Origin of the sequence: Psychrosphaera sp. F3M07 (assembly GCF_018860345.1) — a bacterium.
GTDB lineage: Bacteria > Pseudomonadota > Gammaproteobacteria > Enterobacterales > Alteromonadaceae > Psychrosphaera > Psychrosphaera aquimarina.
This window is the reverse complement of sequence record NZ_JAHKPJ010000010.1, coordinates 13,076-28,704: the sequence shown is the minus strand read 5'-3', so window position 1 is coordinate 28,704 and position 15,629 is coordinate 13,076. Positions and strand designations below refer to the sequence as shown.

The window sequence follows — 15,629 nt, the reverse complement described above, 5'->3', positions numbered from 1 at the left end:
CGGTTATAATCGCACCAACTTTTTTCAGTCCTTTTTAGCGTGGATCTCTACATGAATTTTTCTGGTCAACATGTACTGTCGGTTAATCAATTTGAACGCGACAATTTAGAATACATATTTAATATTGCTGAAAAAATGGAACCTTACGCTAAGCGTAAAATCCGCACTAAAGTATTAGATGGTGCCATCTTAGGTAACTTATTTTTTGAACCATCAACTCGTACCCGAGTTAGCTTTGGTTGTGCATTTAACTTGTTAGGTGGTGAAGTTAGAGAAACCACAGGCATGGAAACGTCAGCTTTAGCCAAAGGTGAATCTTTATACGATACTGCTAGAGTGATCAGCAGCTACAGCGATGTGATTGCTATGCGTCACCCACAAGCCGGTTCAGTAGCCGAATTTGCTGAAGGTAGCCGTGTGCCTGTTATAAATGGTGGCGACGGTGCCAATGAACATCCTACCCAAGCTTTATTAGACCTCTATACTATTCAGTCGGAATTACGCGCATTTGAACAAAAAATTGATGGTATGCACATCGCCATGGTGGGTGATTTAAAAAATGGTCGTACCGTTCATTCTTTATCTAAGTTATTAGCTCAATATAACAATGTGCATTTAAGTCTCATTTCACCAACTGAATTAGCCATGCCAGATTATGTAATAGATACTCTGGAAAATGCAGGACATAAAGTCACTATTTCTGATGATATGGAACATAACTTAAATGCTGATATTGTTTATCAAACACGCATTCAAGAAGAGCGTTTTGAAAATCAAGATGAAGCCAATAAGTATCGTGGTCAATTTAGATTAAACAGTGATATCTATACCCGTTTTTGTAAATCGAATACCGTCATCATGCATCCATTACCACGTGACTCACGTGCGGATGCCAATGAACTGGATAACGATTTAAATCAAAACCCTAACTTGGCTATTTTCCGCCAAGCCGACAACGGCATTTTGATCCGTATGGCGTTATTTGCCATGACGTTAGGGGTTGCTGATCAAGTGGATAAATACCAATGCCCAGTACCTTGGTATAGCGCTAAATAAGCTTTTTAATACAGAGCTAAAACATAAAACATTCGTCTAAACCTCAGTGGACTACTGAGGTCTTTATAACAAACAAATTAATAAAGAATTCCTATGAATAAATCATCAGAACTATTTGAACAAGCAAAAAAACATATCCCAGGTGGCGTTAACTCACCAGTACGTGCATTTAATGGCGTAGGCGGCACACCAGTCTTTTTTGCAAAAGCGGATGGCGCATGCATCTATGACGTAGACGGCAATGAATATATAGATTACGTAGGTTCTTGGGGACCTATGATCTTAGGTCATAACCACCCTGCTATAAAAAATGCAGTATTAGAAGCGGTTGAAAACGGCTTAAGTTTTGGCGCACCAACGGAAGTTGAAGTGACCATGGCAAACAAGGTCTCTGAATTTTTACCTTCGATAGAAAAAGTACGTATGGTGAATTCAGGTACTGAAGCCACTATGAGTGCAATTCGTTTAGCTCGTGGGTTTACCGGTCGTAATAAGCTATTGAAATTTGAAGGCTGTTATCATGGCCACGCCGACTCGTTATTAGTAAAAGCGGGCTCTGGTTTATTAACTATGGGTGTACCTAGCTCTCCAGGCATTCCTGCTGATGTGGCAGCTCATACTCTAACCGCTGAGTTTAATAACTTAGACTCGGTTCGTGCCTTATTAGAAGCACATCCAGAAGACGTTGCTTGTATTATTGTTGAGCCAGTAGCTGGCAACATGAACTGTATTCCACCAAACGATGGTTTTTTACAAGGCCTTAGAGATTTATGTGATGAATTTAAAGCCGTTCTAATTTTTGATGAAGTGATGACCGGATTCCGTGTTGCCAAAGGCAGCTGTCAGACTCTATTTAACGTAACACCTGATTTAACCACATTAGGTAAAATCATTGGTGGCGGCATGCCTGTGGGCGCATTTGGTGGCCGAGCAGACATCATGGGTCACTTAGCACCAGATGGACCTGTCTATCAAGCCGGCACATTATCGGGTAATCCTGTTGCTATGGCAGCAGGCTTGGCTGCATTAGAACAGTTAGAAGAGGAAGGTTTTTACCAAGACCTAACTGCAAAAACAACCTACTTATTAGATGGCATTAAAGCCAAAGCAGCTAAACACAATGTGGCAATGACAACCTCACAAGTTGGCGGCATGTTTGGTTTATTCTTTACCGACAAAGAAAAAGTACAAAGCTTTGCAGAAGTATTAACTTGTGATGCGGACAAATTTAAACGCTTCTTCCACTTATGTTTAGAACAAGGTGTGTACTTAGCGCCATCAGCATTTGAAGCTGGGTTTGTATCGGCCGCGCATAGCTATGAACAATTAGACATAACCATTGATAAGATTGATCTCGTATTTGCTAAATTAAAATAAGTTTATGCATGTCGACTCTTTTTAAATACCGCGCTGATATTGACGGACTAAGAGCATTAGCTGTGCTCCTAGTCCTTTTTTTCCACGCTAAATTTTCAGCACTGAGCGGAGGGTTTATTGGGGTCGATATATTTTTTGTGATTTCTGGTTTTCTGATCACAAAAATAATATTTTCTGAAGTTCAACAAAATAATTTTTCCTATAAATCCTTTTACATTAGAAGGATTAAACGCCTTGCTCCGGCACTTATATTTCTACTCCTTATAACTACGGTTCCTGCATACCTGTTTTTATTTTCTTATGACTTAGAAATATTTGCTCGAAATCTAATCCATGCATTTATAGCAACCAGTAATTTTTATCTTTGGCAAAATACGAGTGGCTATTTCTCTCCAAACACTGACTTGTTACCACTTTTACATACGTGGTCATTAGCCGTTGAAGAACAGTTTTATTTCATATGGCCTACATTATTTATTTTTCTACATAAGTTTTGTCGCGAAAAGGTGTTATCTAGGACTATATATTTATTATTTTTGTGTTTATTTGGCTTATCTATTTACTTATCCAACACATCACCGGACTCTGCATACTTTTTATTACCGTCCCGAGCATTCGAATTATTGATGGGCGCATTACTCGCTATCAATTATGCAAGACTTCCAAACTTAACAAAGTGGCAGAACGATACCCTGTCTGTATTGGCTTTAATTTTAATCTTGGTTCCCGCGTTTACTATTTCAAAACAAGATGTTTTTCCAGGACTTAACGCTTTTTGGCCATGCTTTGGTACGGTTCTCCTTATTTATACTGGGAAAAATCAACAGCAACTCGGCATTATTAATAAATTACTCAGCTTAAAAACGTTTGTATTCGTAGGCTTAATCTCATACTCCTTATACTTATGGCACTGGCCAATCTTTACCTTCATTCAATATGTAGGTTTAGAGTTAACCGGAGCGACTAGAATCACGGCTATTATCGCAGCCTTTTTCTGTGCTTACCTTTCGTGGAAGTTTATAGAACAACCGGGGCAAAGACTTAAATTAACAAGTCTAAAGATGGCCTTTATGCGTATTCTGTTACCCGGTTTTATTTTACTAACCAGTATTTATGCAGTGATAGATATAAATAATGGTTTTCCTGAACGCTTTAAAAATCTGTCAGAATTTAATAAAGATCTAAACTTTCCAAGCAGTGTTAGAAAGCATTGTTTTGATGCGGATAAAATTGGAAATATTGATCAATGCTGGCTTGGAAATAAAAAAGATGCTTTAGATGGTGTATTGATAGGTGACTCTTTTGCCAATCATAGTGCGGCATTTATTGATGTACTTGCCAAAGATGCGGGACTTTTCCTCCATGACTCTGCTTCTGGTGGCCACCCTATTTTAACTGCAAAGCTGTCAAACAATAAACTCAGATACTCCCCTGAATACGCGTTACAGCGTTTTGAATATGCCAAACAATTTGACCACATTATCTTAGGTGTAAACTGGGATAACTATAGCTCCCCCGCCAACAACAATTATGAGTACTTGTTACAGTCCGTATCTGACTTAATCTCTAATGGTAATAAAGTGACAGTGATCATTAGTGCACCTGTAATCGATAAACATCATCTGCATAAGTTAAAGTTATTAAAAGGTAGTGAAACTGTTTTTTTCAAACCAATTGCACTCGAAACACCTTTTCCAAATTATGCAGACGATCATATTGTCAACGAAATGAAACGACGTTTTCCTGATATTAACTACATTGATTTTAAAAAGGTTTTATGCAGAAATGGCAAATGTACGGCTTCACTCGACGACAGTATAGTGTATAGGAATACCGATCACCTTAACGTAAGTGGCGCAACTATGATGGCAAAAGAATATTTACGTTTGTATGGAAATCCATTGCTTTCACGCTAGATTGAAAAATTGCGGTTAGCGGTTAGCTATAGAGAAAGCAGTTTCGAGATAAAAGCAGTTTCGAGCAACGACTGGCGAGATTCGAGATAAAAGCAGTTTCGAGCAACGAGTGGCGAGATTCGAGAAAAAGCACGAAGCTCGTGACTCATAACTCGTAGCCCATAACTCGAAGCTCGTGACTCATAACTCCAATATAAAAAGCCCGCAGGAATTGAAGCGGGCTTTCTAAATTTACAATTTAACGTTCAAACAAGGTTAACTAGCTGGGCAACTGCCTAATTCAAAGTACCCATTACTTGTTTGTTTTATGGTGGTCGTTACATAAATATTCCACCAACCTAAATAATCATTTGAGCCTTTTGCGTATGCCGACCCATAAGATGCCGTTGCTCTACCAGCAGTGACATGATCATAATTACTGTCGGTATAATCAATACAGGTGAAATTACCATTTGGTGTTGAATCACATACATTGCCTATACCATCGCCGTCATTATCTAACTGATCACTATTGGCAACATTTGGGCAATTATCTATATCATCATGGATACCGTCATTATCTGCATCTAAGACATTACCATCTGGTGTTGAATCACAAACATTACCTATACCATCGCCGTCGTTATCTAATTGATCACTGTTGGCAACGTTTGGACAATTATCTGTACTGTCAGATATTCCATCATTATCACTGTCTACAGGTGAACTTGGTGTTGAACAAGCTTGAGTCGGTCCTTTACAGCTTGGTTCACCGTCGGCAATCCAATTACATTGCCCTGTTCCTGCGGGATATTCACGCATAGTAAAATCGTTTGTACTAAAGGCTAAATAACAAGCTGAATATCCACTTCCCCAAGTGATATGACCTTCATTAATATGATAGTTATAATCTCCCGTTTGCCCTGCATCTATTGTAAAACTAGCTGAGGCTGACGAAGATAAGTTGGTATCATCTATCGCAGTGATCGTAACCACATTAGCACCGCCAGATAAGTTACATTGCTCAACCGAGAACTGATTATTCGAAACGGCAGCCGTATTAGAGGCATTAGAAAAAGCAGCGGTAACTGATTGCAAATTCTGATTAATGTCGATGACTGTGCCGGATACGGTAGCGCATTGACCTACAACATCCACGGCAATACCACTGAGTGTTGGGGCGGTAGCGGCGGGTTCTGGACCAACTCTAACGGTGTTTGACGTAATATCGCCTTGTTTACTTTCGTTATCCGTACCTTGTACTTCAACTAAATATAAACCATCACTTAATATTGAAGAGTTAACATTAAAATAACCATCAGAAGGCACAGATGAAACCACAATGGTTTCCATTAATACTGAACTGCCAGTATCCAAGGCGAAAATGTTAATACTAATGTTGTTAACACTTCCTTCTGCATCGATGGCATTACCCGATATGGATAAACGATTCGAATTATCACTAACAATCAAATTGTTAATAACAGGTCCTGAGTTTCTATCCACTCTTTGATTATTCTCAGCAAAAAATTCACCTAGATAAGTCGCAAAATTAATACTATTACCCGCAATATAACTACCTGATGCACCCTCTCCACCAGACCATGAATGATCTAAACCATCAAACCACACCATAGCAACTCGGTTGTTTGTCCATAAACTCTCTGTTGCTGTATGAGTTGCATCATCAGCAAGGCTGTTAGTACCGGACAATTGAGTCACGCCATAAACGTTAGCAAAACCATTCGCGTTTTGTTGGTTGTAACAAGTATCAACCGTGGTATCAGCAGTACCATGAGCAACCACGGCGATTTGATCAGAAAAATGACTTGCATAAGTCCCAGCATAAGATTCACACCGAGATTTAAAAGTAGTGGGGCTTACCACTTCACAATTGTTTAACGCACCATTTGAACTGGTACCTAATGTTGGCCCTGCACTTGGCGCAACCCCTGCAAAAACATCAGGAGCAACACAAGCGGCTTGTTGCGCAAATGCACCACCCGAAGATAAACCGGTTATGTAAACCTGTTTAGGATCTATTTCTCTGTTTACATCACTACTCATCGTATTGGCTAAACTGACTAAATTTTTATAGTCACCAGACGTCCGATTAATTGCGCCTTGCCAATACGACCAACAACTAAAGCCAGCCTTGTTTTTGGCATCAGGAACGGCAACGACCATTCCATGAGCTTCGGCAGCATCTTCAAGATTAGCAGTTAAATAATTACTAATCGGTTGTACACAACCATGCAAAACAATAAGCAAGGACTTACCATTACCTATCGATGAATTGCTATCTGGAGTATAAATATTAACGCTCGTAAAACCGCCAATACTTACATTTTGTTGCCAACTACCCGCTGACACTTCTGCTGTTAACAACAGACTGATGCTTATTAACGAATAAGCCGTGATTCTATTTATTATTGTTTTTATCATTTTATTTACCTTGTTGATTGTTCATTGTTTGAACAGCAACAAGAGTAGTGCACTAGAATTGTGCGTACATGCTACTTTAGAAGTAGTTGGGGTATTGAGAGTGTGAAAGCAGCTATAAGCTCAAGTAAAAAGCAGTTTTGCGATAAAAACAGTTTCGAGCAACGAGTTGCGAAATAAAAGTAGTTTCGAGTTACAAGTGGCGAGGTTCGAGAAAATGCGCAAAGCTCGTGGCTCGAATCTCGTAACTCATAGCTGCTCTTCATCATTTCAAAAAATCAAAAAACGATGGACATTGTTTAATATCTTTCACTTTTGATTTTTGTATTGGCAACACTATGAATTCTCCACATTCTCCCGACAAGGTCTCGCCGGTAATAACATCAAATGGGTGAATATCGATATCATTAGGTTTTGGGGTACTGATAGTTTCAGCTTTTCTAGCCGCTTGTAAATCTAAAAATACCGTTAAAGCCCCTTGGCTACCGGTGAGTTCAACTGGTGAATTATCGTCTTTTCCAATCCAAATTGTAGTGAGTTTATTTTGGTCAAAGCCCATAAACCAACTATCTCTTAAGTCGTCTGTGGTTCCGGTTTTCCCTGCGTATTGAACATGTGGGTAATACATACCAATACGTTTTGCGGTGCCAACCTGAGTCACTTGTTTTAATCCTTCATTGAGGATATAACTCGTTGCATAATCCGCAATTTCTACCACTTTTTTAGGTTTGTTCCAAATTTCAAAACCGTTTACATCCGTCACACTAATAACGGCTGACGTTGTTAACTTTTGACCAAAACTGGCAATAGGTTGCAACATTTTAGCGACATTTACCGGAGACATAGGCACAGCACCTAACAAAATAGACGGGTATTTAGGAATATGCTGTTCAACACCTAACGATTTAAGTGTCGATATCACTGAGTTTAACCCTAACTCCATGCCCAAATGTACAGTCGGCAAGTTAAGGGAGTTGACTAACCCCTGTTGTAACAAAACAGACTCAGAGGTGGTTTTATCGTAGTTTTGCGGTTGCCACTCTTGCCCTCGATTGTTTTTCATTACAATGGCTTTATTTGGCAATACAGTAGCTAAGTTATAACTGTGAGATTTTAGCGCGGTTAAATATATGGCAGGTTTGACTAACGAACCTATATTGCGGTTGGCGTCTAACGCACGGTTAAAGCCAAATGAATTTGGATTTTTATCCCCCACTAATGCCGATATGCTTGCGTTGGCATGATCAACAGAAACAACCGCACCGTTTATACCTTTTAAACCATATTTTTTTTCTAACTTATTAATACTGCGACCAAATAATTTTTGGTAATTTTTTTGTAATACCGGATCTAATCCAGTAAAGACCAACAAACCATTCGCGTTATATTCATCTATATCTAATGCTTTTAATTCACGTTCAACCAATTGCATATAAGCAGGATATAAGGCACGACCTTTGGATTTGGACTGCGTAATAACCATAGGTTTGGTGATGTATTTTTCGTAGTCTGCACTGTCAGAGACATTTTCAGACACCATTAATTGCAATACCAAATCTCTGCGCTTTTTAGTGCGTTCAACATGCCTAGTTGGATTGTAATAGGACGGGCCTTTTACCATAGCAACTAATAATGCAAATTCGTGTTGCTCTAATTCCACCAGCGGTTTACTAAAATAAAACTTACTGGCTAACGCAAAACCATGCACCGCACGATTACCATTTTGGCCTAAATAGATTTCATTAAAATACGCTTCTAGGATGTCATCTTTACTAAAACGATAATCCAGAATTAATGCGGTTATCGCTTCTTTAAACTTTCTTAAGTAGGTTTTACGGGAGTCATTTAACAGTAAATTTTTAGCTAACTGTTGAGTAAGCGTGCTACCGCCCTGCACTTTACGTCCTGCAATCAAATTTGCCCATAACGCTCTAATAATGGCAAAGGGTGACACTCCATGATGATGATAAAAATCTCTGTCTTCTACCACCAATAAAGTATCTATCATCCACTCAGGCACGGTGGCTAAGTTAATGATGTCACGGTCTTCGTTGTCAGAGTTGGTTTTACGAGAGATCAATAGCGGGTCTAATGTTTCAATGCTTGATAGTAACCACTCACCATCATTCATACGGTGTGCTGATAATATTCGATTATCCTCAAACTTAACTTTGATTTTTTGCGGCAGTAATTGCTCACCGACATTGATAAATTCGCGACGATAGAACTCTACGCTGCTGCCACTAACACTGTATTGTCCCGGCTCAGTTACGGTATTTACTTTGCGGTAATTTAAGATCTTTAATTCAGTGACTAATTCGCTTTGTGGCAAAAACTTATGCTGATACAAAGACAAAGGACGAGAAAAAACCTTAACCGGTGTTTCCCATTTCTGTCCGGACATGCGGGTTTGCACCCAAGCATCCATGTAAATCACATAAAAGGCTAAAACAATGGATACAAAAATGCCTATCTTTAAAAAACGATAACTCCATTTTTTTATAAACTGATTAGGGTCAACCGACTCTGTCATATTTTGCTCTTGGTTATCCAGTTTGGGTCATTACATTCTTTGCTAAGTGCATTGATAAAAAAGGAATTTACTCAAAATACACAAAAGCATTTATAACAAGGAATAGTGTCATTAATTGGAATTGATTTAAACGTTATACGTTGAATTAACCTAAATTTTTCTTAAAACGTATTGAGGCAAATATTAACCCAAATAGGGTAAACAAGGCTAACCAATAAATATCAAATGTTAACTCGGTGAACTCTAGATCTTTTAATACCACACCACGGATCAGGCGCATAAAGTGAGTGGCCGGAAACGCTTCTGCAATATACTGCGCGGCTACCGGCATGCCTTCATAGGGAAACATAAAACCAGATAATAAAATCGAGGGTAACAAAACAAAAATGGTCATTTGCATCGACTGTAATTGATTTTTAGCTATGGTTGAAATAATTAACCCTAAGGTGAGACTGGCTGAAATAAATAACAAGGTAATGGCTAATAATGACCATACCCCTCCATTAATGGGCACATCAAATAACACATAACCCAAGCCTAAAATAATGAACACTTGAATTAACCCAATAAATATATATGGAATGATCTTACCTAACATAATTTCAATTGAACGAATTGGCGTGGTGATCAGCATCTCCATATTGCCCTGTTCTCGCTCTCGCACTATTGCTGCCGAGGTAAACATGATCATCGTCATTGTTAATATAATTCCAATTAAACCCGGTACGATATTCACAGCGGTACGTTGTTCAGGATTATAAAATAAGGTAACTTCAAAAGTAGGCGTATTTCTATTTGCCGGTTTCACTGATACTAATTCCGTAAGCGGCATATTCCTTAAGCTTTTTATAGTAGCGGCAATAGCGGTATCGGCTCCATCAACTACCCACTGAGCTATTGGCCGACTGGTCTCTTCATCACTGGAAGCATATGAACCAAAACCTGAACTAGGATGACGAGCAACTCGTTGCCCTAAATCGTGAGGAATTATTAGTACCGCGCGGATTTCAGATCGCTTTAACGCATCTTCAGCCGACTTAATATCTTGAAACTCACGTTCAAACTTCACCACTTGGGTTGCCCTTACCGTTTGTATTAAGACTCGACTTAATGAAGTCTGACTTTGATCAACCACTGCCACCGGAATTTCTCGGATGTTGGTATTAATGGCATAACCAAACAACATAAGTTGTACCAAAGGGATCATAATGACCATGCCAAAGGTCATTCTATCGCGCTTTAGCTGAATTAATTCTTTAAAGAATATAGCTTGAATACGGAACCAGCTGGCCATCATTGTCGACTATTCCCTGTGCATGTAACAAATACATCTTCCAAACTTGGTCGAGTAATATTAATACTCTCACGATTAACATTACTATTTTGGCTGATAAAGCCAATTGGGTCATTAACGGTATTATGAACTAATACCCTTAATCTAGCCCCCAACTGAGAAGCAGTGATGACTTCTGGCATTTGAACTAACGCTTGTTTTAACTGGCGTAAATCGCTGGACTCAATTTCTATTACATGGGCCGCCATATTATTCATTAACTCTTGAGGTGTACCATCAGCCCGTTTAACCCCGTCTTCTAGTATTGCTAATTGATGACAACGTTCGGCTTCATCCATGTAATGTGTTGAAACTAAAATACTCGTCCCTTGATTACACAGATCAAATAGCTGCTCCCAAAACTCTCGACGGTTTTCAGGGTCTACGGCGGATGTCGGTTCATCCAAAAACAGTAATTCTGGTTTATGTAACGTTGCGGCCGCTAAAGCCAAACGCTGGCGTTGACCACCGCTCATGCTGCCGGCCAACTGTGTTTGTTTTTGATCTAAACCATAAATTGATAATAACTCGGCAATTCGATGTTTTTGTGTTTTACCTGTTACGCCATAAATTTTAGCGATAAATTGTAAATTCTCTCGGACGGTTAAATCGTTATAAAGTGAAAATTTCTGTGTCATGTAACCAATATGAAACCTGAGTTTGTCCGCGTCTTGTGGAAGCCGTAAACCCAGAACTTCTATCTCACCAGAAGTGGGCGTTAATAACCCCGTCAACATCCTTATTGCAGTTGTTTTACCGCACCCGTTTGGACCTAAAAACCCATATATACGAGATTTCTCTACGTTAATATCTAGATCATCAATGGCTTTTAACTCACCAAAATTACGGGTTAAATGACGAGCCTTGATTACATATTCAGGTTCCCTAGTATGTGTCATGGCAATTCTACTTGTGCCCCAACGCCATTGGGTAAATGAGCATATTCATCGGGTAATTGCACTTCGGCTAAGTACATTAAGCGTGCACGTTCTTCTTGGTTCAATGCATAATAAGGAGTGAACGCAGGATCTGAAGATATCCAACGTACCTTGCCTGCGATTGATTGTGTTAATCCATCTACCTTAACTTGTAAGGTGTCCCCAGTGGCGATATGAATTCGATAAGGTTCTGGTACATAAATACGAGCATACGGCGCGACACCAGCCAGTACGACCGCCAAAGGGCTTCCTTGGGTTACACGCTCTCCTAGATTCCAAGGCAAGTTATCCAAAATACCATCTCTGGTGGCCACTATGGTTAAGTCTGACAACTTTTTGGTTTCATTGGCTAAGACCGCTTCCATTGCTGCCAAATGCGCTTTTCCAATCAACAGATCTTCTGGTCGTGTGCCATTGGTTAATTTTAACAACTCTTCTTTTGCCGCTTGCACTGACGCTATATTGGCATCCTTTGCGGCAAGTGCTTGATCTAACGTAGCTTGACTTATCAAACCTTGTTCAACTAAGTTTTTGTTACGTTTATAGCCAATTTCACTTTCTAACAACGCGGCTTTGGCCCCCTCTAACTTAGCACTTGCGGCAGCCACATCTTCCACTCTGGCACCATTACGTAACTTTTCCAAATTAGCTTGCGCTTCAGCAACATTAGCGCTTGCCTTAGCCGTCAGTGCAAGTTGTAAACGGTTATCCAATTGCACCAAAACATCCCCTTTTTGCACACGCTGGCCTTGTGGGATAGGTAAATCAACCACGACTTCATTTACTGTCGCCGTATGCGCTATCCGTTCACGCTCTAATGTGCCCAAAGCAATATTATTAGGTTCACTATTACAACCAGTCAGCAATAAAATAGAGCTTAAATAAAATAGCCCGCAAAGTGGTTGGGTGATAACCAAGGTGAGTTTTTTTGACAATGATGTGATAAACAAAATATATCCCTACCTGTTTGACGTGCTCTAATAGGCCAATTAAACCCACTATGTTAATTACCCAGTACGGTATTTGATTTAGCATTTTCTACCTATCGTTTGTATTAATACCAATTCTATTAAATATTTGATCATTCAGTGGGAATTATAAAGGCTTTAAACGCGGCGAAAGTGTGCAGGCATAGTCGCTCTACGTCAAATACCTTCAACAAAGTGTAAAGCCTTTATAAACCCATCGAAGAAGCTGCCCAGAAGCTCCATTTTTTTGTTGAGTAAATTTGAAAGGTGGCAGACATTACTGCATTTACTCGCCTCAAACTGAAACTTCTGGCTAAGCTCTGAGTGGTCAAATATTTAATAGAGTTGGTATAACATACTGCAAGTTAGTCTAGGCAGCTAGCAGCTATTGCAAACTTGTCGAAAATTCAGCCCTTTGTTTGATGTCTATCAAGTTGCGATTTGGTTTTACTGGTGGCCACAAAGTTAATTGGGTCATCTGGCCATGGGTGTTTAGGGTATCGACCTTTCATCTCTTTTTTCACGTCTTGATACGCATTGTTCCAAAAATTGATTAAGTCTTGTGTTACTTGTAATGGTCTTTGCGCTGGAGATAACAATTCGATTAATAATGGCTGCTTTCCATGACAAATAGCGGGACTGGTTGGCTCGCCAAACATTTCTTGTAACTTAGCAGAAAGCTTTGGCGTATCCGCTAGATAATCAATTTTTCTAGAAGTCCCTGCAGGGGTTTTATAGCTATCTGGGCAGGCTTTTTGTAGTTCTTGTTGTAAAGACCAATCCATCGTGTTTTTTAAAATTTCAGTGATATTGAGCTTTTTAAGTTGGGCTACATTACGTACCTCAGCCAAATAACTCACTATCCAATTTTGTTTATTGTTAGTGATATCATCAAATAAACTTTGTTTATCAGAACCTAATTGGCACAAACTTGGCCAATCATGCTGTGGTAAATGCTGCGAAACTAACTCTAATTTTCTGATTAAAGTATTGGTATCATCATCAAAGTTTAAGCAGCTCAGCCCTTTTTGTTTAATGTAATCAAGCCAAATACTTTGCCAACCTTCTGGGGTTAACGTTAACGGCTTGGTTTTTTCGGATAAGACTAATTCGCCAATTTTAATTTGCTCTGCTTGATAAGGTTTTTGTAATGAATTTGACCAACCGGTTTTATCTTCCGTACTTATTAGTTCAGGTAAAAACTGTTCTATTTCTGCCAAGCTCACTGCAGCATAAGACTGTATATAATGTCCATATTGCCCGGCATTAAATTGAGCTATGACTATTAATTCGGCTTTTGGCTCAACTTGATTAGGATGAAACTGCACTCCTACGCCATTACTCAACTTCCATTGTTTACCTATTTTTTTGGCAATCCTATCTGGATAAGCAAGGGCTAATAACAAACCGATATGTTCGGATTGTAATTCCGCTTTATTAACGCTCTTAAGATTAAAACGCTTGGCATAGCGGTTAAGAAACTCCGTTAACTGTGACCAAGTATAATGATCCATCTTGTCTATTTTACTGGTTAAATCACTGTCATTATTAGACGTTCTGCCATGTTCAATTAACGCAGCTAAAACACAAGCAGTTTTGAGCAAATGATTATTGTTAAGTTGACTCTCCAAGCTGTTTGCCTTGAGTAACATTTTACTTAATCGTAACCCCGCCCCAATAGTTTGATATTGCGTGGCTAGCTGGCTAACTTGAACACCTTTGTTAGCTTGTTCGGCATAGCTCTTGTTTAAATAGCCCTGTTTTAAATGATCCGGCTTAAAATACCCTAGGCCCATTAACTTATCGTGAGCAACATTAAGTAAAAACGGTTCTGGTTTAGTTAACCAAAATAACTCATCAAACTTTGCCCCCCATAAATGCACTTCTAACAACAGTTGGGATAAATCAACACGCTCTATTTCTGCTACATCGTGTTTTCTACGGCGGTCAAAGTTTTCAACCGAACCTAAGCGATAACATAAACCAGCACGTAAACGTCCGGCTCGTCCCATACGTTGTATTGAAGATGCTTGTGAAATTTGCTGACTAACTAACTGCTCAGATTTAAGTTTTGGTTGATACACCATTACTTTTTCAATGCCTGCATCCACCACAATATCCACACCATCTATTGTCAAACTGGTTTGGGCGATATTAGTGGCTAACACTATCTTTCGTAAACCTTTAGCTGCTGGTTTGATGGCGTTAGTTTGCTGCTCTATGGTGAGCCCACCAAATAACGGATAACACTTAATATCCGCCGGCAAACTTGCATTTAATCTTTGTTGTACACGGTTGATTTCACTAAGACCGGACAAGAATACTAAAATTGAAGATTGGTTTTGATTAAAACCAGATTGGATAGCTACATCGATAGCACGGCATATTTCATCAATACTTGGTGTAACGCTGGCACTAACATACTCAACCGTGACTGGATATTGCCTACCGTCAGATTCGACAATTGGCGCATTTAATGAATTTGATAAGGCTTGTAAGTCTAAGGTTGCCGACATGATCAGCACTTTAGTCTCTTCATTTGTGCCTTCATTTAATTCTTGAGCATCTAACGTTAAGGCCAATGCTAGGTCGGTTTGTAATGCACGTTCGTGGTATTCATCAAAAATCACTAAAGCAATGTTATTAAGTTCAGGATCGTTTTGTAACTGCCTAACTAATACACCATCCGTCATTATGGTAATAACTGTGTCATTTGACGTTTTATTCTCCCCCCGCATAACTAAGCCAATTTGCTGACCAATTTTTTGATTTAACTGTGATGATAAATACGCTGCTATTTGTCTAGCTGCAACTCTACGAGGTTCCAATATTATAATTTTATTTTGATTGTGAAATTGCCCAGTTTGTAATAACAATAACGGCAGTCGAGTAGATTTCCCGGCACCGGGAGGCGCTTGTAAAATAACACGCTGCGCTTGGTTTAATGTTTCAACAAGTTGCGGGAAAATATCATCTATTGGTAGGGTCATATACTCTGCTTGCTCAGCGACTAAATTCAGCGTTATGTAGAAACAATTATAAGGAATTATTAAACAAACAAAACCTTTGAATGCTTGAATGCTTGAA

Annotated in this window: 9 protein-coding genes; 3 read left to right on the top strand and 6 right to left on the bottom strand. The window is 39.2% G+C overall.

The annotated features are described in order from the left end of the window. The first annotated feature begins 51 nt into the window (after window positions 1-51). From KO505_RS03595 to KO505_RS03585, 3 genes are all read left to right on the top strand, one after another. Window positions 52-1,056: an aspartate carbamoyltransferase gene (locus KO505_RS03595; protein ID WP_216054079.1), complete on the top strand. Its 1,005-nt coding sequence runs from the start codon at window positions 52-54 to the stop codon at window positions 1,054-1,056. 93 nt (window positions 1,057-1,149) lie between these two features. Next, window positions 1,150-2,433, top strand: a complete 1,284-nt coding sequence (gene hemL, locus KO505_RS03590; RefSeq protein WP_216054078.1) for a glutamate-1-semialdehyde 2,1-aminomutase — start codon at window positions 1,150-1,152, stop codon at window positions 2,431-2,433. 8 nt (window positions 2,434-2,441) lie between these two features. Beyond that, window positions 2,442-4,349, top strand: a complete 1,908-nt coding sequence (locus KO505_RS03585) for an acyltransferase family protein (protein ID WP_216054077.1) — start codon at window positions 2,442-2,444, stop codon at window positions 4,347-4,349. Between the two features lie 255 nt (window positions 4,350-4,604). On the opposite strand, the gene KO505_RS03580 is transcribed toward KO505_RS03585, so the two are convergent. From KO505_RS03580 to hrpB, 6 genes are all read right to left on the bottom strand, one after another. Next, a complete protein-coding gene (locus KO505_RS03580; RefSeq protein ID WP_216054076.1) occupies window positions 4,605-6,773 on the bottom strand; it encodes a PHB depolymerase family esterase in 2,169 nt (722 codons plus the stop codon). A gap of 262 nt (window positions 6,774-7,035) precedes the next feature. Then, window positions 7,036-9,303 carry a penicillin-binding protein 1B gene (gene mrcB / locus KO505_RS03575; protein WP_216054075.1) on the bottom strand — a complete coding sequence of 756 codons (2,268 nt, stop codon included), beginning with the start codon at window positions 9,301-9,303 and terminating at the stop codon, window positions 7,036-7,038. Window positions 9,304-9,448: 145 nt separating this feature from the next. Then, the gene (locus KO505_RS03570; protein WP_252731629.1) at window positions 9,449-10,600 is read right to left on the bottom strand and encodes an ABC transporter permease; all 1,152 of its coding nucleotides are present in this window, start codon (window positions 10,598-10,600) and stop codon (window positions 9,449-9,451) included. Beyond that, on the bottom strand, window positions 10,597-11,535 hold the full coding sequence (locus KO505_RS03565) for an ABC transporter ATP-binding protein (protein ID WP_216054074.1): 939 nt from the start codon (window positions 11,533-11,535) through the stop codon (window positions 10,597-10,599). Before KO505_RS03565 ends, KO505_RS03570 begins: the two co-directional genes overlap by 4 nt. After that, window positions 11,532-12,524 carry an HlyD family secretion protein gene (locus tag KO505_RS03560; RefSeq protein ID WP_252731628.1) on the bottom strand — a complete coding sequence of 331 codons (993 nt, stop codon included), beginning with the start codon at window positions 12,522-12,524 and terminating at the stop codon, window positions 11,532-11,534. Before KO505_RS03560 ends, KO505_RS03565 begins: the two co-directional genes overlap by 4 nt. Window positions 12,525-12,949: 425 nt before the next feature. Continuing rightward, window positions 12,950-15,629, bottom strand: a 2,680-nt coding sequence (hrpB, locus tag KO505_RS03555) for an ATP-dependent helicase HrpB (RefSeq protein ID WP_216054073.1), incomplete at its 5' end; no start/stop codon positions are given.

What these genes read in the sequence shown, in the direction of transcription:
- KO505_RS03580 (WP_216054076.1), bottom strand. Translation starts at nt 6,773, where the DNA reads ATGATAAAAACAATAATAAATAGAATCACGGCTTATTCGTTAATAAGC.
- mrcB (WP_216054075.1), bottom strand. Translation starts at nt 9,303, where the DNA reads ATGACAGAGTCGGTTGACCCTAATCAGTTTATAAAAAAATGGAGTTAT.
- KO505_RS03565 (WP_216054074.1), bottom strand. Translation starts at nt 11,535, where the DNA reads ATGACACATACTAGGGAACCTGAATATGTAATCAAGGCTCGTCATTTA.
- KO505_RS03570 (WP_252731629.1), bottom strand. Translation starts at nt 10,600, where the DNA reads ATGATGGCCAGCTGGTTCCGTATTCAAGCTATATTCTTTAAAGAATTA.
- KO505_RS03585 (WP_216054077.1), top strand. Translation starts at nt 2,442, where the DNA reads ATGTCGACTCTTTTTAAATACCGCGCTGATATTGACGGACTAAGAGCA.
- KO505_RS03595 (WP_216054079.1), top strand. Translation starts at nt 52, where the DNA reads ATGAATTTTTCTGGTCAACATGTACTGTCGGTTAATCAATTTGAACGC.
- hemL (WP_216054078.1), top strand. Translation starts at nt 1,150, where the DNA reads ATGAATAAATCATCAGAACTATTTGAACAAGCAAAAAAACATATCCCA.